This is a genomic window from Micromonospora sp. NPDC005087 (assembly GCF_042872965.1).
Lineage (GTDB): Bacteria > Actinomycetota > Actinomycetes > Mycobacteriales > Micromonosporaceae > Micromonospora.
The window spans coordinates 41,799-58,339 of the sequence record NZ_JBIALB010000006.1; the positions used below are offsets into that span (position 1 = coordinate 41,799).

At 74.0% G+C, this 16,541-nt stretch carries 17 protein-coding genes and 2 tRNA genes; 9 read left to right on the forward strand and 10 right to left on the reverse strand.

Annotated features, from left to right (window positions below):
• Positions 1-30: 30 nt before the first annotated feature.
• From ACFYPS_RS16120 to ACFYPS_RS16135, 4 genes are all read right to left on the reverse strand, one after another.
• A complete protein-coding gene (locus tag ACFYPS_RS16120; protein WP_387325229.1) occupies positions 31-1,032 on the reverse strand; it encodes a YihY/virulence factor BrkB family protein in 1,002 nt (333 codons plus the stop codon).
• Entirely contained in the window at positions 1,025-2,029 is a 1,005-nt protein-coding gene (locus ACFYPS_RS16125) for a diacylglycerol kinase family protein (protein WP_354963019.1), read from the reverse strand. The genes ACFYPS_RS16120 and ACFYPS_RS16125 overlap by 8 nt, the downstream gene beginning before the upstream one ends.
• 98 nt (positions 2,030-2,127) lie before the next feature.
• A complete protein-coding gene (locus ACFYPS_RS16130; RefSeq protein WP_387325232.1) occupies positions 2,128-2,706 on the reverse strand; it encodes a Clp protease N-terminal domain-containing protein in 579 nt (192 codons plus the stop codon).
• Positions 2,706-2,942, reverse strand: a complete 237-nt coding sequence (locus ACFYPS_RS16135; protein WP_074318164.1) for an HTH domain-containing protein — start codon at positions 2,940-2,942, stop codon at positions 2,706-2,708. The genes ACFYPS_RS16130 and ACFYPS_RS16135 overlap by 1 nt, the downstream gene beginning before the upstream one ends.
• Before the next feature lie 168 nt (positions 2,943-3,110).
• Between ACFYPS_RS16135 and ACFYPS_RS16140 the strand changes: the two genes are divergently transcribed.
• From ACFYPS_RS16140 to ACFYPS_RS16160, 5 genes are all read left to right on the forward strand, one after another.
• Positions 3,111-3,971: a universal stress protein gene (locus ACFYPS_RS16140; protein WP_354963020.1), complete on the forward strand. Its 861-nt coding sequence runs from the start codon at positions 3,111-3,113 to the stop codon at positions 3,969-3,971.
• Positions 3,972-4,043: 72 nt separating this feature from the next.
• On the forward strand, positions 4,044-6,437 hold the full coding sequence (locus tag ACFYPS_RS16145; RefSeq protein WP_354963021.1) for a phosphoketolase family protein: 2,394 nt from the start codon (positions 4,044-4,046) through the stop codon (positions 6,435-6,437).
• A gap of 10 nt (positions 6,438-6,447) precedes the next feature.
• Entirely contained in the window at positions 6,448-7,305 is an 858-nt protein-coding gene (locus ACFYPS_RS16150) for a universal stress protein (protein ID WP_354963022.1), read from the forward strand.
• A gap of 141 nt (positions 7,306-7,446) precedes the next feature.
• On the forward strand, positions 7,447-8,442 hold the full coding sequence (locus tag ACFYPS_RS16155) for an Acg family FMN-binding oxidoreductase (protein WP_387325516.1): 996 nt from the start codon (positions 7,447-7,449) through the stop codon (positions 8,440-8,442).
• Positions 8,443-8,536: 94 nt separating this feature from the next.
• Entirely contained in the window at positions 8,537-10,213 is a 1,677-nt protein-coding gene (locus tag ACFYPS_RS16160) for a GAF domain-containing protein (protein WP_387325519.1), read from the forward strand.
• A 15-nt stretch (positions 10,214-10,228) separates the two neighbouring features.
• Here the strand turns inward: ACFYPS_RS16160 and ACFYPS_RS16165 are convergent, their stop codons facing one another.
• The gene (locus ACFYPS_RS16165) at positions 10,229-10,867 is read right to left on the reverse strand and encodes a response regulator transcription factor (protein ID WP_089017008.1); all 639 of its coding nucleotides are present in this window, start codon (positions 10,865-10,867) and stop codon (positions 10,229-10,231) included.
• Positions 10,868-11,086: 219 nt separating this feature from the next.
• On the opposite strand from ACFYPS_RS16165, the gene ACFYPS_RS16170 reads away from it, so the two are divergent.
• A complete protein-coding gene (locus tag ACFYPS_RS16170; protein ID WP_354963023.1) occupies positions 11,087-12,064 on the forward strand; it encodes an Acg family FMN-binding oxidoreductase in 978 nt (325 codons plus the stop codon).
• Positions 12,065-12,098: 34 nt separating this feature from the next.
• Here the strand turns inward: ACFYPS_RS16170 and ACFYPS_RS16175 are convergent, their stop codons facing one another.
• The 3 genes from ACFYPS_RS16175 to ACFYPS_RS16185 all read right to left on the reverse strand — a co-directional run bounded on the left by ACFYPS_RS16175 (position 12,099) and on the right by ACFYPS_RS16185 (position 13,431).
• Complete coding sequence (locus tag ACFYPS_RS16175; RefSeq protein WP_354963024.1) at positions 12,099-13,091, reverse strand: NAD-dependent epimerase/dehydratase family protein; 993 nt, start codon at positions 13,089-13,091, stop codon at positions 12,099-12,101.
• Positions 13,092-13,236: 145 nt separating this feature from the next.
• Positions 13,237-13,311: transfer RNA gene (locus tag ACFYPS_RS16180), tRNA-Val, on the reverse strand.
• 47 nt (positions 13,312-13,358) lie between these two features.
• Positions 13,359-13,431 (reverse strand) — tRNA-Gly (locus tag ACFYPS_RS16185).
• 148 nt (positions 13,432-13,579) lie between these two features.
• On the opposite strand from ACFYPS_RS16185, the gene ACFYPS_RS16190 reads away from it, so the two are divergent.
• Complete coding sequence (locus ACFYPS_RS16190; RefSeq protein ID WP_387325239.1) at positions 13,580-13,822, forward strand: DUF6458 family protein; 243 nt, start codon at positions 13,580-13,582, stop codon at positions 13,820-13,822.
• A gap of 138 nt (positions 13,823-13,960) precedes the next feature.
• Here ACFYPS_RS16190 and ACFYPS_RS16195 read toward each other — a convergent pair whose 3' ends face one another.
• Positions 13,961-14,776, reverse strand: coding sequence for an isocitrate lyase/phosphoenolpyruvate mutase family protein (locus tag ACFYPS_RS16195; RefSeq protein ID WP_354963026.1), 816 nt, complete (start codon positions 14,774-14,776; stop codon positions 13,961-13,963).
• Positions 14,777-14,846: 70 nt separating this feature from the next.
• On the opposite strand from ACFYPS_RS16195, the gene ACFYPS_RS16200 reads away from it, so the two are divergent.
• A complete protein-coding gene (locus ACFYPS_RS16200; protein ID WP_354963027.1) occupies positions 14,847-15,827 on the forward strand; it encodes a DUF5937 family protein in 981 nt (326 codons plus the stop codon).
• 57 nt (positions 15,828-15,884) lie between these two features.
• Here the strand turns inward: ACFYPS_RS16200 and ACFYPS_RS16205 are convergent, their stop codons facing one another.
• Positions 15,885-16,142 carry a zinc-binding dehydrogenase gene (locus tag ACFYPS_RS16205; RefSeq protein WP_354963028.1) on the reverse strand — a complete coding sequence of 86 codons (258 nt, stop codon included), beginning with the start codon at positions 16,140-16,142 and terminating at the stop codon, positions 15,885-15,887.
• On the opposite strand from ACFYPS_RS16205, the gene ACFYPS_RS16210 reads away from it, so the two are divergent.
• Entirely contained in the window at positions 16,050-16,535 is a 486-nt protein-coding gene (locus ACFYPS_RS16210) for a GNAT family N-acetyltransferase (protein ID WP_354963029.1), read from the forward strand. The two genes, ACFYPS_RS16205 and ACFYPS_RS16210, sit on opposite strands and share 93 nt — an antisense overlap.
• Positions 16,536-16,541 lie beyond the last annotated feature (6 nt).

Here is a 16,541-nt window from a genome sequence, read left to right on the forward strand (position 1 = left end):
CCCGTACACGCGGGCGACCGGCGGCGGGCACTAGAGGGCGGTCATGTCCCCGGTGTCGAAGAGCTCGGCGCGGTCCGATTCGGGCTTCCACAGGTCCGGTTGGGCCGGCTCCTGCACGCCGATGCGCAGCGCCTCCAGCTGGGCGGCGAAGGCCAGCCCGCCGAACAGCGCCATCCCGGTGAGGTTGGCCCAGAGCAGCAGCGCCATCATCCCGGTCAGCGCGCCGTACGTCTGCCCGAAGCCGTCGCTGAACCGCACGTACGCGGCGAGCAGCAGGCTGGCGAGCCACCACAGCGCGGTGGCGATGCCGGCGCCGAAGAACAGCCAGGACAGGCCAGGCTGCTTGCGGCGCGGCGCACGCCGGAACAGCACCGCGACGGCGAGCACGGTCAGCGCGAGGCTCAGCGGGAAGCGGACCACGGTCCAGATGCCGTCGGCGACCTCGCCCCACTCGTAGTGCTCCCGCACCGAGTCGCCCATCGCGCCGCCGCCCACCAGGATCAGGAAGCCGGCGAGCGCGGGCAGGCCGGCGGTGACGGCCAGCACGGCGGCGCGGAGGTACTTCCACAGCGCCGGGCGGTCCCGCTCCACGCCGTAGATCCGGTTGGCTCCCCGTTCGATCTGGGCCATCGTGGTGGTCAGTGCGACCAGCCCGGTGAGCAGACCGAGGGTGAGCGCCAGCTCACCGGCGTCCTCGACGCGTTCACCCTCGCCGAGCAGCTCGGCCACCATCTGCTCGCTCTGGCCGGGGGTCAGCGCCAGCACGGTGTCGGCGACGATGCGGCCGCCCTCCTCGACGCCCAGCTCGCTGATCAGACCGGTGAGGGCGATCAGGAACGGCACCACGGCCAGGCAGAGTTGCAGCCCGAAGGCCCGGGAGTGGCTGAACCCGTCGCCGTAGCGGAACCGGATGAAGGCGTCCCGCAGCAGGTGCCAGCCGCCCTGGCGGCGCAGGGTGTGCCAGGCGTCGTCAGCGGAGAGCTCCTCGTCGGCCATCAGCCGGGTCTCCGGCACGATCCGGGTGCTACTCACGGCGTGCTTCCTCGATCAGCTGCTCGCCTCGCTCCCCGGCGCTTCGCGCGTCGACGGCCAGGTCGGGGGCCTGCTCAGGCTGGGGCACACACAGCCAGAGCGCCTGGGGTCGGACTTCCGCCCGCAGCCGCCGGCTGGGGGAGATGAGATCGCCGTCCAGCTCCCGGGGCTGGGCCCGGTTGCTGGTGACCACCACGCGCCGACCGCGGAACACCTCCATCTGCGGCACCCGGCCGTTGCGGCGGACCACCGCCCAGCCGAGCGCGAGCCAGTGCCGCAGGTTGCGCGGGGTGAGCACGGCGACGTCGAGCCAGCCGTCGTCCGGCTCGGCCTCGGTGAGCAGCCGCACGCCGCCTTGGAGCCGGCCCACGTTGGCGATCAGCACCGAGCGGGCCCGGCGGCGTACCGGCGGCCGGTCGTCGATGCGGATCTGCACCCGCATCGGCCGGTCCCGCAGGTGACGCGCGGCGCCCACCACGTATGCCGGCCAGCCGATGCGGGCCTTGGTGGTCTCGGAGGTGGCGGCGAGCATCTGGGCGTCGAAGCCCATCCCGGCCATCACCGTGAAGTACCGGTCCTCGACGGCGCCGACGTCGAGCAGCCGCCGGCCGCGCTCGACGGCGACCTGGAGCCCGGCGGCCAGGTCGGTGGAGAGACCCAGGTTGGCGGCGAGCAGGTTGCCGGTGCCCTGAGGCAGCACGGCCAACGCCACGTCGGTGCCGACCAGGGCGCTGACGCAGGACATCACCGTGCCGTCGCCGCCGCAGGCGAAGACCAGGTCGACGCCGGCCTTGACGGCCTGCTCGGTCTGGCCGCGGCCGGGGTCGTCGACGGTGGTCTCGAACCACTGCGGCTCGGGCCAGCCGGCGGCGGCCAGGGCGTCGTTCACGGTGCGGCGCAGGTCGTCGAGATCGGCGACCTTCACCGGGTTGACCACCACGGCGGAGCGCAGTCCACCGTCGCCGCCCGAGGGCCGCCTGTCCTGTCGAGCATCCACGGCGCCAGTGTGCAGCACCGGGGCGGCTTCAGCGAGCCCGCGAGCGGCCCGCGTCGGAAGTGCCACAGACAGGTTTCAACGCGCCGGCCACCGCATCGTCAGGCCGCCGTCCGTAGCGCGCTCTCCACCCGGCGGCGCAGGTCGTCGAGGTCGACCCCGGCCTCGGTGAGCACCAGCGCGCCCATCCCCTGCCCCTCGCGGAGCACCCCGAGCAGGATGTGTTCGGTGCCGATGTGGTGGTGCCGCAGCCGCACCGCCTCCCGCAGCGACAACTCGAGCGCCTTCTTCGAGCGGGGCGAGAAGGGCCCGCCCAGGTACCGCCGGCGGCCCCAGCGTCGGCGCGGCGCCGGCACGGCCTCGCGCAGGGCGTCCGGGCCGAAGGACTGCTCGATGCGGGCCACGATCGCGGCCAGGTCGATGCCGATTTCCCGCAGTGCCGCCGCGTCGGCGTCACCGAGGCCGGCGCCACCGCTGGCGGTGTGCCGGCGGATTCGCTCACGCAGGTCGTCGGCGCGTACGTCGGCGTCGGCCAGCACCCGGCTGGCCAGACCCGCCTCGTCGGCCGTCAGGGCGAGCAGCAGGTGCTCGGTGCCGACCGGGCGCTGGCCCTCGGCCCGCGCCTCCTCCAGCGCCCGCCGCACGACCGTGCGCGCCCGGTCGGTGAACCGTTCGAACATCACGCCTCCCAGGATTGATTGACCGCCGGCCGCCCGGCGTGCTTCTTGTGAACCGCCTGCCGGCTGACCTCGAGCGCGTCGGCGATCTCCTGCCAGGACCAGCCCTGTCGACGGGCGTTGTCCACCTGGACCACCTCGAGCCGCTCGAGCAGCCGGCGCAGCGCGCGGACGGCGCGCAGCCCGACCCGGGGGTCGGTGCTGCCGGCTGCCGCCGCGAGTTCCGTCGCCTGACTCATGTCGTCAACATACGTTGACGGTGCCACTCGTGTCAACCATCGTTGACGAGCTGCCGCCATCACGTCCGGCGGCGCTGCCCGATCCGGCCCGCCATCGTTACCACCCGACTACCCTCGGTCAGGGACAGCGTGGTCGTGCCGGGCGCGACGCCCGGGAGGTGATGTCGGATGGCTACATCCGCCGATGCAGCGGTGCTGGTTGGCCTCGGCTCGGACCGCGACCTCCCGGTCGTTCACCAGGCCGCGCAGGAGGCCTCCGCGCACGGCCGGCCACTGCACCTGCTGCACACCTTCGACTGGCACGCGGCCTTCTCCGCCGACACCGTCGCCGCGCCCCGGGACCACGCCGAGGATCTGATCACGCGGGGCGCGCAACTGGCCCACGGGATCGAACCGGGGCTGACCGTCCGCGGGGAGATCGTCGAGGGCGGCATGTTGCCGATCCTGATCCGTCGATCGGAAGCAGCCTTCCTGCTCGCGGTCGGCGACAGCGGGATGGCCGGCACCGCCAGGTGCATTCCGGCCGACACGTCCGCCGTGCAGCTGGCCGCGCGGGCCGGCTGCCCGCTGCTGGTGGTCCGCCAGGAGCAGCCGCCGCCGGGCCCGGTGCTGGTCGGGGTGGACGGATCGCCCAGCTCGACCCTCGCTCTGGAGTGGGCCTTCGAGTGCGCGGCCCGGCGCTGCACCCGGCTGCTGGCGCTGCGGGTGGTGGAGCCCGACGAGGACACCGACAGGGTCAGCGACCAGCTGGCCGAGGTCGTGGCCCGGTTCTCCACCCGTCGGACGGACGTGGAGGCCCAGTGCCGCGTCATCCGTGGCGATCCCGGACAGGTGCTGGTGGACGTGTCCCGCTCGGCGCAGGTCGCGCTGGTCGCCGCCCGGGGCGACGAACCGGGCCGCGGGATGCTGGGGGCGGTCGCCCAGTCCATGCTCTACCACTCCCCGGCCCCCGTGATCGTCGTCCGAGGGCTGGCCGAGGCCCCGCTCACCGGGCCCGACGCCCGCCCGAACCGGGACCAACGGCCCTGACCTCGGGGCGCAGGCGACGGCGAGGCTGGACGTCGGATGCCCCACTCCCCGATCTGCGAGAGGCACAGCATCATGGACACCGCACTCGATCCGAACCGGTCGATCACCGACGACGAGCTGCGCCGACTGCACGCCTACTGGCGCGCCGCGAACTACCTCACCGTCGGGCAGATCTACCTGCTCGACAACCCGCTGCTGCGGGAGCCCCTGACCCCCGACGACATCAAACCGCGGCTGCTCGGCCACTGGGGCACCAGCCCCGGGCTCAACCTGATCTACGCCCACCTCAACCGGGTGATCGTGGCGCGCGACCTGAACGCCATGTTCGTCACGGGCCCCGGGCACGGCGGGCCGGCCATCGTGGCCAACACCTGGCTGGAGGGCACCTGGTCGGAGCGCTACCACGACGTGTCGCGCGACGAGGCGGGGATGGCCCGACTGTTCCGCCAGTTCTCCTTCCCCGGCGGCATCCCCAGCCATGTGGCGGCGGAGGTGCCGGGTTCGATCCACGAGGGCGGCGAGCTGGGGTACGCGCTGAGCCACGCCTACGGCGCCGCCTTCGACCACCCGGACCTGGTGGTGGCCTGCGTGATCGGCGACGGCGAGGCCGAGACCGGGCCGCTGGCCGGCAGCTGGCTCTCCAACGTCTTCCTCAACCCGGCCCGCGACGGCGCGGTGCTGCCCATCCTGCACCTCAACGGCTACAAGATCGCCAGTCCGACCGTACTCGCCCGGATCCCCGAGGCGGACCTGCTCGACCTCCTGCGCGGCTCCGGCTACCAGCCGTACGTGGTGGCCGGTGACGACCCGGCCCAGGTGCACCGCACCCTCGCCGCGACGCTGGACCGGGCGCTGGACGAGATCGCCGCGATCCAGCAAAGGGCCCGCTCCGGCGGCGTCGTCGAGCGTCCCCGCTGGCCGATGATCATCCTGCGGACGCCGAAGGGCTGGACCGGCCCCCGCGACGTCGACGGCAAGCAGGTGGAGGGCACCTACCGCGCCCACCAGGTGCCGCTGTCACAGGTACGCGACAACCCGGCGCACCTGGCCGAGCTGGAGCACTGGCTGCGCAGCTACCGCCCGGAGGAGCTGTTCGACGCGACCGGCGCGCCGGTGGACGAGCTGCGGACACTGCCGCCGCGCGGCGACCGGCGGATGAGCGCCAACCCGGTCACCAACGGCGGCGTGGTGCTCCGCGACCTGCGCCTGCCCGACTTCCGCGACTACGGCTTGGAGGTTCCCCACCCGGGCGAGCCGATGGCCGGCGCGACCGGGGTGCTCGGCCCGTGGCTCCGGGACGTCATCGCCGCCAACCCGCAGACGTTCCGGCTGTTCGGCCCGGACGAGGTCGCCTCCAACCGGCTGGACGCCGCCTTCGAGGTGACCGACCGGGCCTGGGTGGCGGGCACGGTGCCGGGCGATGAGCACCTCTCCCCAGACGGCCGGGTGATGGAGGTGCTCTCCGAGCACCTGTGCCAGGGCTGGCTGGAGGGCTACCTGCTGACCGGCCGGCACGGCCTGTTCACCAGCTACGAGGCGTTCATCCACATCGTCGACTCGATGCTCAACCAGCACGCCAAGTGGCTGAAGGTGACCCGGGCCATCCCCTGGCGGCAGCCGCTCGCCTCGCTGAACTATCTGCTCTCCAGCCACGTCTGGCGGCAGGACCACAACGGCTTCTCCCACCAGGACCCGGGCTTCATCGACCACGTGGTCAACAAGAAGGCCGAGGTGGTTCGGGTCTACCTGCCGCCGGACGCCAACACCCTGCTCGCCACGATGGACCACTGCCTGCGCAGCCGGCACTACATCAACGTGGTGGTGGCCGGCAAGCAGCCGGCACCGAACTGGCTGACGATGACCGAGGCGATCCAGCACACCCGGCGTGGCCTGGGCATCTGGGAGTGGGCCAGCAACGACGGCGGCACCGAGCCGGACGTGGTGCTGGCCTGCTGCGGTGACGTGCCCACCCTGGAGACGCTGGCCGCCGCCGAGCTGCTGCGTCAGCATCTCCCGGAGCTGAAGGTGCGACTCGTCAACGTGGTGGACCTGATGCGGCTCCAGCCGGACACCGAGCACCCGCACGGCCTGACCGACAGAGAGTTCGACACCATCTTCACCGAGGACCGCCAGATCATCTTCGCGTACCACGGCTATCCGTGGCTGATCCACCGGCTCACCTACCGCCGTACCAACCACGAGAACCTGCACGTGCGCGGCTACAAGGAGGAGGGCACCACCACCACCCCGTTCGACATGGTGATGCTCAACGACCTGGACCGCTTCCATCTGGTCATCGACGTCATCGACCGTGTGCCCGGGCTGGCCGCCCGCGCCGCGCACCTGCGGCAGCAGATGGTCGACGCCCGGCAGTCGGCGCGCGACTACACCCGCCGGTACGGCGAGGACGACCCACAGGTCGCGGAGTGGCGCTGGATCCGCGAAACCGATCCGACCAACCGCTGAGGAGGACGACGTGCGTGACGCGGAGATCCTGGTCGGCTACGACGGCTCGACCGACGCCTCGGTGGCTCTGGACTGGGCGCTGGACGAGGCCGAGCACAGCGGCCAGCCGGTGCGGCTGGCGTACGTCTTCGAATGGCTGACCGTGGCCGGCTGGGTCGGTCCGGGCGTGGCGCCCGGCGTCTGGCCGGACGACACCGCACGGCGGCAGGTGGAGGAACTGGTCCGGAAGGCGGCGACGCAGGCCGCCGCCGCGCATCCCGGGCTCACCGTCACCGGCGAGGTGTACGACGGCCCGCCCGCCCTGGTGTTGCAGGAACGCTCGGCCGAGGCCGGTCTGCTGGTGCTCGGCAGCCGCGGCCACGGCGGGTTCGGTGGACTGCTCGTCGGGTCGACGGCGGTGGCGGTCGCCGCGCACGGGCACTGCCCGGTCGTGGTGGTCCGGGACGGGGCCAGCGGGGCACCGGCCGACGCGTCGGGTGGACCGGTGGCGGTCGGCGTGGACGGCTCCGAGCCGTCGCTGGTGGCGCTCGGCTTCGCCGCCGAACGGGCGGCCCAGCGGCGGGTGCCGCTGCGCGTGCTGCACGCCTGGACCCAGGGCCCCGGCGGGGCGGCCGGAGCGCCGGACGAGCGGGCCGCCGTGGAGCAGTCGCTGGAGCCGTGGCGGCGGACGTACCCGGATCTCGCCGTGAGCATCGACCTGGTCCCGGGCAGCCCGGCGGCCATGCTGATCGAGGCGAGCCGTGACGCGCGGCTGGTGGTGGTGGGCAGTCGGGGCCGGGGCGGGCTGGCCGGCATGCTGCTGGGCTCGGTCAGCCAGCAGCTGATCCAGCACGCCCACTGCCCGGTCGCCGTCGTCCGGGAACGTTGACCCCGGGGGCGTAACGACCCGGCCCGACCGGGACCTACGACCCCTGCGCGCCGTCGTCGGATGCCACAGGATGGAGCGGGCAACCCCACGCGCATCACCGCCACGTCAGGCACGATTGGCAGAGACGGAGAGGTCGTGACGATGAGTCAGGAAGGCCAGCTGACCACCGCGCTGGCGGCGGCCGCGGCAACCGCCGGCCACGCCCCCTCGGTGCACAACACCCAGCCGTGGCGCTGGCGGGTGCTGCCCGACGCGTTGGAGCTGCGCACGGTCCGCGACCGCCAGCTCGCGGCCACCGACCCGGAGGGCCGGCTGCTCGCCCTGAGCTGCGGCGCGGCCCTGCACCACGCCCGGCTGGCGCTGGCCGCCGAGGGGTGGCGCGCGGTGGTGGAGCGGCTGCCCGACCCGAGCGACACCGAGCTGCTGGCCCGGCTGACCACCCTGGACCGCGCCGAGGTCGACCCGGACGCGATGCGGATGGTGCAGTGCATGCAGGTCCGGCACACGGACCGGCGGCCGGTCAGCGACGAACCGGTGCCCACCGCCGCGATCGAAGAGATCATCCGAGCGGTCACCGCCGAGGGCTGCCGGCTCCAGATCCTCGACCGCGACCAGGTGCTGGAGCTGGCCGCCACGGCGGCGCACGCCGACACGGTCGAGGCCGAGGATCCGGCGCTGCGCGCCGAGCTGGCGTACTGGACCAGCCGCGCCGGCACCGGCACCGGGCTGCCGCCGGAGGTGCTGCCCGAGCAGCCCCCGCAGACCACCGTGCCGGCCCGCGACTTCGGCCGCCCCGGCAGCCTGCCGGTAGGCCCCGGCCACGACCGCATGGCGGTGTACGCGCTGCTGCACGGCGACGAGGACGAACCGGACAGCTGGCTGCGCGCCGGCGAGGCGCTCTCCGCCGCCTGGCTGACCGCCACCCGGCTCGGCGTGTCGGCGGTGCCGCTCAGCGCGGTGGTGGAGGTGCCGGGCACCCGGCAGACCCTGCGACAGCTGCTCTCCGGCCTCGGCTTCCCGTACCTCGTGCTGCGGTTGGGGATCGCGGACCCGGCGCACGCGGGCCCGCCACACACCCCGCGGCTGACCACCGCGCAGGTGGTCGACACCTCCGCGGTCCGCGGCGGGCACGGCTGACGGGCCTGGACAGGACGGGCACCGGCGATACCATCGCGCGGTGACCAGCACGCCACAGCCCCGCAAGGAAGCCCAGGTGACCCCGTCGCTCGGGCTGAGCCCGCTGTCCCGGGTCCACCTCGACGAGCTGCTCCAGGAGATGCTGGACCGGGTCGGCGAGGTGGTCACCAGCCGGGAGCGGCTGCGCGCCCTGCTCGACGCGGTGGTCGGCATCGGCACCAACCTCGATCTGCGCAGCACCCTGCAACGCATCGTGCAGGCGGCCTGCGAGCTGGTCGGCGCCCGGTACGGGGCGCTGGGCGTGGTCGGCCCGGACCGGCTGCTCTACGACTTCATCGTGCACGGCATCACCCCGGAGCAGCACGCGCAGATCGGCGACCTGCCGCACGGTCGGGGCGTGCTCGGCCTGCTCATCGACGACCCCCGGCCGCTGCGGATGCCGGACATCACCCAGCATCCCCGCTCCTACGGCTTCCCGCCCAACCACCCGCCCATGCACAGCTTCCTGGGCGTGCCGGTGCGCATCCGGGAGCAGGTGTTCGGCAACCTCTACCTGGCCGAGAAGCAGGGCGGCGCGCAGTTCACCGAGGACGACGAGGAGATCGTGGTCGCGCTCGCCGCCGCGGCCGGCGTGGCCATCGAGAACGCCCGCCTGTACGCCCTGGCGCACCGGCGGGAACGCTGGCTGGCGGCGACCGCCGAGATCACCACGGTGCTGCTCGGCGAGGTCCGCCGCACCGACGCGCTGGCGCTGGTCGCCCGCCGCGCCCGGGAGGTCGCCGAAGCCGAGCTGGCGCTGGTCATGCTCTACGACACCGACGCCGCGCAGTACACCGTCGAGGTGGTCGACGGCGCCGACGAGCAGGCGCGCGCGCTGGTCGGCACGGTCCTGCCGGCCGCCGACACCAGCTTCGGCGCGGCGATCGCCGAGGGCCGGCACGACCAGGTGGACGATCTCGCGCACGCCGCCCCGTGGCCGGCGCTGCTGCACACCGGGCCGGCGGTGATCTCCCCGCTGGCCACCGCCGAGACCCTGCACGGCGTGCTGGTGGTGGCCCACCGGCCGGACCGCGGTGGCGGCGCCACCGAGGACGACGTGGCCCTGCTGGGCAGCTTCGCCGGTCAGGCGGCGCTGGCCATGGAACGGGCCCGCGGCCAGGAGGAGCGGGAGCTGCTGGTGGTCCTGGAGGACCGTGAGCGGATCGCCCGCGACCTGCACGACGTGGTGATCCAGCGGCTCTTCGCCACCGGCCTGCAACTGCAGAGCGCCGCGCCGATGATGACCCGCCCAGAGGTGGCCAAGCGGATCAACGCCGCCGTCGACGATCTGGACGCGACCATCCGGGACATCCGCCGGACCATCTTCGAGCTGCGTACGCCGATGACCGCGGCTCTGCGTACAGAGATCCGTGAGGCGATCGAGGTGGCCGCCGAGTCGTTGGGCCACAAACCCCACCTGGAGCTGACCGGGCCGGTGGACAGCGCCGTCCCGGACGCGGTCCGCCCGGACCTCACCGCCGTGTTACGCGAGGGGCTGTCCAACGCGGTACGCCACGCGCAGGCCACCCAGGTCACCGTTGGCGTCCGCGTCGACGCCAGACACGTCACCGTCACGGTCACCGACGACGGGGTGGGCTGCGACCCCGCCGCCGCCCGGGGCGGCCTGATCAACCTGAGCGAACGCGCCGAACGTCACGGCGGCACCTTCACGGTCCGCCCGGTCGAGCCGCACGGCACCGAGGTCAGCTGGTCCGTGCCGCTGCGCGACTGACCGGGGCGGGTCGGCTCAGGAGGTCTTACCGAGCAGGCGGGTGGCCAGGACGGCGGCCTGGGTGCGGCGCTCCAGACCCAGCTTGGCCAGCACGCTGGAGACGTAGTTCTTCACCGTCTTCTCGGCCAGGAACATCTTCCCGGCGATCTCCCGGTTGGTCAGCCCCTCCGCCACGTACTCCAGGATCCGCCGCTCCTGCTCGGTGAGCGACTTCAGCTCGCGCGGCTGCTCGACGCCGTTGCGGATGCGCTCCAGCACCCGGGTCGTGATCGCCGGGTCGAGCAACGACTGCCCGGCCGCCACCCGCCGCACCGCGTCGACCAGGTCGGTGCCGCGGATCTGCTTGAGCACGTACCCGGCGGCACCCGCCATGATCGCCGCGAACAGCGCCTCGTCGTCCTCGTACGAGGTGAGGATCAGACCCTTGATGGACGAGTCGACGGCGCGCACGTCCCGACACACGTCGATGCCGTTGCCGTCGGGCAGCCGCGCGTCGAGGATCGCCACGTCGGGCCGCAACGCCGGAATACGGCGGGCCGCCTCCAGGGCGGAGCCGGACTCGCCGACCACCTCGATGTCGCCGCTGCTCTGCAACAGGTCGGCCAGGCCACGGCGGACGACCTCATGGTCGTCGAGGAGGAACACCCGGATCATTCCTCGTTTCTACCCCGGTCCCGCGACCCGCGCACGGGCCGAAGGTCCCGACCGGGGCGGTCCGAGGTCCGGGGTGGGCCGGCGCACCAGCCAGGGGCGGTGGGGCCCGACGGGTCGGGACGTCCGGCCCTGCCCGGCACCCACCCGACGGACGGACCGTAGGGGTGCGGCGAACGTCGGAGCACCGCCGGCTGCCGGCCATCGGAGAGGAGCACCGCCATGGACATCGGCTACACATCGGCCCACCTGCGGACCGCCGCCGTGGACGCGGTCCGGGCACCCTCGCTGCACAACACCCAGCCGTGGCGGTTGCGGCTGCGCGACGGCGGGATCGAGGTGCTGGCCGACCCGGCCCGGCGGCTGCCGGCGACCGACCCGAGCGGGTGGGGTGTCCGCATCGCCTGCGGCGCGGCGCTGTTCAACCTGCGGATCGCGCTGGCCGTGGCCGGCGTCCCGGCCCGGGTGCGGCTCCGCCCCGACCCGGCCGAGCCGGACCTGCTGGCCCGCCTGGTCCCGGACGTTCCGCGCCCGCCCACGCCCGGCGAGCAGAGCCTGCACGCCGCCATCCCCCGCCGGTTCAGCAACCGGATGCCGTTCTGGCCGAACCCGGTGCCGGCGGACGCACGGTGGCGGCTCGGCGAGGCGGCCCGCGCCGAGCAGTGCTGGCTGGAGCTGTTGATCGGGGTGAGCGCGTTTTCCGCGTTCGGCGAGATCGCCCGCGGCGCGCACCGCGTACTGGAGCGTGACCCCGCCTACCGGTCAGAGCGCGAGCGGTGGCTCCGCCAGGAGCCCGCGCCGGACGGCGTGCCGGCCTCGGCCGGCGGTCCGCAGGGCGAGCCGCAGGACGTGCTGCCGGCGCGCGGTTTCGGCGGGCGCGACCGAGCCCCGAGGCGCGACTTCGAGCCGGAGCCACTGGTGGGGGTGCTCGGCTCGGTGGGCAACACCGCCGTCGACCAGGTGGTCGCCGGGCAGGCCCTGCAACGGGTGCTGCTCACCGCCACCGACGCCGGGCTCAGCGTGTCGCTGCTCTCCCAGCCGATCGAGGTACCCGGCGCGCGGGAGCAGCTACGGCTGTCACTGGGCCGGTTCGGCACGCCGCAGATGGTGCTGCGGATCGGTTACGGCCAGCCCGGCCGGCCGACCCCCCGCCGCGCTGTCGACGAGGTGCTGGACCTGCCGGTGGCGCCGGCCCCCTGAGCCGGCGCCACCGCCCCGCTCGACGAACCCCCGTTCAGGCGGCGAGCAGCGCCGCCTCCCGCGCCGGGTCCAACCCCACCGTCGCCCGGCGCGGCTTGCCGGCACGCGGCGGCACCGACCCCACCGCGTCCAGCCAGCGCCAGGTGTCGGCGACGGTCTCCGTCACCGGGCGGCAGGTCAGCCCCGCCGCGTACGCCTTCTCCACGCCGCGCTCCTGCAACCACCGGAACTCGTGACGCGGCGGAATCCAGATCGGCAGGTCGTTCCAGGGCACGACGCCGGCGGCCAGGATCGCTGCCGGGTCGGTCCAGCGCAGCGTCGCGCCGGAGCCGGTGACCTTGACGACCGAATCCAGCAGCTCACCCATGGTGGTGTGCCCCGAACGGCTGACCACGTTGAACGCACCGCCGACCCCTTCGGCGGCCCGGTCCAGCGTCCACCCCACCAGATCGCGTACGTCGATGTACTGCACGGGCAGGTCCACCGGGCCGGGCGCGAGCACGTCACCGCCGCGGGCCACCCGCCGCAACCACCAGGGCAGCCGGCCGATGTCCTCCCCCGGCCCGAGGATCAACCCGGCACGCACCAGCAGCGCCCGCTCGCCGTAGACCTCCGTCGCGGCCAGCTCCCCGCCCGCCTTGCACTCCGCGTAGTCCCCGTCGACGGCATCGGCGGACGCGTCCACAGTGGGTGCCTCCTCGCCGACGTGCGTCGGCGCCGGCGGGGCGTAGACCGATCCGCTGGAGATGTAGGCGTAGTGCGGGACCGCCCCGACCAGCGCGCGGGCCGCGTCCCGCACCGCCCGGGGAGCGCTGTCCCAGGTGTCGACCACCAGGTCCCACTCACCGCCCGCCAGCGCCGCCAGGCCGCCCGGCGCGCTCCGGTCACCCCGCAACCGGTGTACGCCGGGTGGCGTCGACCCGTGCAGCCCCCGGTTGAACACCGTCACCGACCAGCCCCGACGGACCGCTTCGGCGACCGTCGCACCACCCACGAAACCCGTCCCGCCCAGCACCAGCAGTCTCATGCGGTCCACCCTGCCGGGTCGTGGCGACGGGCGGCACCCGTGTTCACCCGTAGCGGATCTCCCCACAGCAGAACGCGCTCCGACGGCGACGTCGTCCAACGCGGAACGGCTCGTTACCGGTATTCCGGTAACGAGCCGTTTTCGTTGGTGGGCGATACTGGGTTTGAACCAGTGACCTCTTCCGTGTCAAGGAAGCGCGCTCCCACTGCGCCAATCGCCCGTGGTGACCGCCCGAACCGGCAGCCAGGCCCCGTGGGGCGGATCGCGAGCGGACGACGGGATTCGAACCCGCGACCCTCACCTTGGCAAGGTGATGCGCTACCAGCTGCGCTACGTCCGCACGTCGCCGGTGTGCCCCGGCGACAGGTGAACTCTACCCGATCGCAAGATCGCCCGGAGCGCCACCCTGGCCGGTGGCGGGTTGCGTTGGTCGGCGCCGGGGTACTGAAGGGCTCGACAGCGCACCACATCCCCCTAAGGAGGCTGTCGTGGGTATCGGCACCAGCATCTTCCTGATCGCGCTCGGCGCGATCCTCACCTTCGCGCTGGACGCGAGCGTCGGCGGCATCAACCTCGACGTGGTCGGCTGGATCCTGATGGCGGCCGGTGTGCTCGGCCTGATCATGACCACGCTGATCTGGGGTCGCCGCCGTGCGGTGGTCACCACCAGTGAGCAGCCGGTGGAGTACCGCCGGGTCGAGGAGCGGCGGGACATCGGCCCGCCGCTGTGACACGACCACCGGCGGCGCCGGCGGATCACGCGATGCCGGGCCGGCTACCTCGATCGAGGTGGCCGGCCCGTCGCATCCGTGACCCCGACTGACCGCGGGAGGCACCGCCTCCTTCCGGCACCGCACGGCCCTCGTCGCTCAACGCATCAGCGCGTTGAGCGTTCCGTAGTCGAGGGCGTCCGCCAGCGCGCCGTACGTGCCCGCGCCGAGGGCCTCGTCCGCCGCCCGGCGGGCGACCGCGTACGCGGCCTCCGCGACCGACGAGCCGAGGCTCACCCGGGCCACCCCCAGCCGGGCCAGCTCCCCCACCGTCGGCGCACCCGGCCCGGCGAGCACGTTCAGCGGCGCCGGCACCGCCCGCACCAGCGCGCGGATGGTCACGGGGTCCACCACCCCGGGCACGAAGATGGCGTCCGCGCCGGCGGCGAGATAGGCGGTGGCCCGGGCCACGGTCTCGTCGACGTCCCCGGCGCCGCTGAGGAACGTGTCGATCCGGGCGTTGACGTAGAGCGGCAGCCCCGCCGCGTCGGCCGCGCCCCGCACCGCGCCGATCCGGGCGCACTGGTCGGGCACGTCGCGCAACGGCGCGCCGGCGTCGCGTCGGGCGTCCTCGATGTTCACGCCGACCGCACCGGCGTCGAGCACGGCGCGGGTGGTCAGGCCGACCTCCGCCGGCGTCGCGCCGTACCCGGACTCGATGTCCGCGGTGACCGGCAGCGCCACCGAGGCGGCGACCCGGCCGACCATATCGACGGCCGCGTCGCGGCCGAGGACGTCGCCGTCGGGTACACCCAGGCTCCAGGCGACGCCGGCGCTGGTGGTGGCCACCGCGCGGGCGCCGGCGGCCGCCACGATGCGGGCGCTCGCGGCATCCCAGGCGTTGACCAGGACCAGCGGCGACCCTGGTGTGTGCAGGGATCGGAACAGTTCGGCTCGGGTGTGTTGTTCGCTCACACGGCAAGTCTCGGCCGGCCCCGACCCTGGCGGTAATGTTTCAGTCCCAGCTGAATCCACCGGGGGTGCCGTGGTCGCCATCAGCCTGTCGGCGGGTGCGGTCGCCCGCATCCGGTTCGCCGTCTCCTGCCTGTGGGAGGTCGTCGCGAGCATCCGGGTGCTGCGCGACCCCGGGGACCACGCCGTCCACCTGCCCTGGGTACGCCGGGTCCGTCCACCGCTGGTCGAGGCCGGGTTGATCGACGCTAACGGCGGGCTGCTCTGGCAGCTGGTGCCGGCCCGGCCCAGCTACCTGGCCGACTTCCTCACCCCGCCGCCCGCCGGCCTCATCCCGGACCTGGCCGCCGAACTGGCCGCCGTCCGCGCCACCCCGACCGACACCGTCCGCGCGCACCTGGACCTGTACCCGGGCGACCGCACGCCCGCGCTCGCCGCCCTGTACGCAGACCCGCCGGTCGGGCTGCGCCGGCTGACCGAGGAGATCGAGGCGTACTGGCGGATCGCCCTGGCCCCGCACTGGCCCCGGCTGCGGCTGCTGCTGGACGCCGACGTCGCCGCCCGCGCTCGCCTGCTCGCCGAGGACGGCGCGGCGGTGCTCCTCAACGATCTGCACCGCCAGGTCCGGTGGGAGGACGACACCCTGCTCGTCGCGCAGCGGCACTGCCTGGCCCCGGACGTCGCGGACGGTCCGGGCCTCGTGCTGGTTCCGTCGGTCTTCGTGTGGCCGTCGGTGGCGAGCGTGTCCGCCGGGGACGCGCCGCAGCTCGCCTATCCCGCCCGTGGGCTCGGCGCGCTCTGGGAGCATCCGACCGGCGTCCCGGACGCGCTGGCCGCCGTGCTCGGGCGCGGCCGGGCCCGGCTGCTCTCCGAGCTGATCGGGCCGGTGAGCACCACCGAGCTGGCCCGGCGCAGTGGCATGTCGCCCGGCGGGGTCTCCCAACATCTCACCGCGTTACGCGCGGCCGGTCTGGTGGTGACCCAGCGCCAGGGCCGCACGCTGCTCAACACCCGCACCGACCTCGCCGAGGCGCTGCTCTCCGCGACCGGGTAGGCCGATGCGGCGTGCGGGTGGGTCGGCGCCGGACCGGGCGCTCCGGGTGCCGCCGCGTCAGAACTCGATGACCAGCCGGCCCCGCACCCCGCCCGCCTCAAGGATCCGGTGCGCCCGGGACGCCTCCTCCGGCGGGAACCGGCCGGCGACACGGAGGGTCAGGGCACCCTCCTCGGCGAGCCGCCGAAGCAGGTCGAGCTTGTCGCGCCGTCCGTCGTAGTCGTGCACGAACGCCGGCACCAGGGTGAGGTCCGGACGGGCGGCCCGGGCAAGCTCCGCCGGATCCGGCGCGCGCCGACACCGGCCGGCCTGCACATCGCCGAAGCCACCGACCTGGACGCGTTCGTCGGCGCCTACGCCCGGGTGTCCGGAATCCCGGCGGAAGGCGCGGCGGCGGCGATCGAGCGGGAGAAGGCGTTCGCCGGCGACGGCACGGTGATCAGGCTGGCCGGTCGCCTCGACGACGGCCGGATCGTCGGGACGGCCGTGGCCTGGCTCAGCCACGGGCTGCTCACCCTGTACTTCGTCGGCACCCAGCCCGAGCAGCGCCGGCGGGGCATCGGCGCGGCGATGACCAGGGCCGCGCTCGACCTGGCCGCCGGGCGGGGCGTCCGCACGGCGGCACTCACCTCGACGCCCGTCGGCGAGCCGGTCTACCGCCGCCTCGGCTTCCGCACCGTGGGCACGTTCCGGCTGCTGACCTTCTGAGCCGAG

What these genes read in the sequence shown, in the direction of transcription:
- ACFYPS_RS16130 (WP_387325232.1), bottom strand. Translation starts at nt 2,706, where the DNA reads ATGTTCGAACGGTTCACCGACCGGGCGCGCACGGTCGTGCGGCGGGCG.
- ACFYPS_RS16135 (WP_074318164.1), bottom strand. Translation starts at nt 2,942, where the DNA reads ATGAGTCAGGCGACGGAACTCGCGGCGGCAGCCGGCAGCACCGACCCC.
- ACFYPS_RS16140 (WP_354963020.1), top strand. Translation starts at nt 3,111, where the DNA reads ATGGCTACATCCGCCGATGCAGCGGTGCTGGTTGGCCTCGGCTCGGAC.
- ACFYPS_RS16145 (WP_354963021.1), top strand. Translation starts at nt 4,044, where the DNA reads ATGGACACCGCACTCGATCCGAACCGGTCGATCACCGACGACGAGCTG.
- ACFYPS_RS16155 (WP_387325516.1), top strand. Translation starts at nt 7,447, where the DNA reads ATGAGTCAGGAAGGCCAGCTGACCACCGCGCTGGCGGCGGCCGCGGCA.
- ACFYPS_RS16165 (WP_089017008.1), bottom strand. Translation starts at nt 10,867, where the DNA reads ATGATCCGGGTGTTCCTCCTCGACGACCATGAGGTCGTCCGCCGTGGC.
- ACFYPS_RS16170 (WP_354963023.1), top strand. Translation starts at nt 11,087, where the DNA reads ATGGACATCGGCTACACATCGGCCCACCTGCGGACCGCCGCCGTGGAC.
- ACFYPS_RS16175 (WP_354963024.1), bottom strand. Translation starts at nt 13,091, where the DNA reads ATGAGACTGCTGGTGCTGGGCGGGACGGGTTTCGTGGGTGGTGCGACG.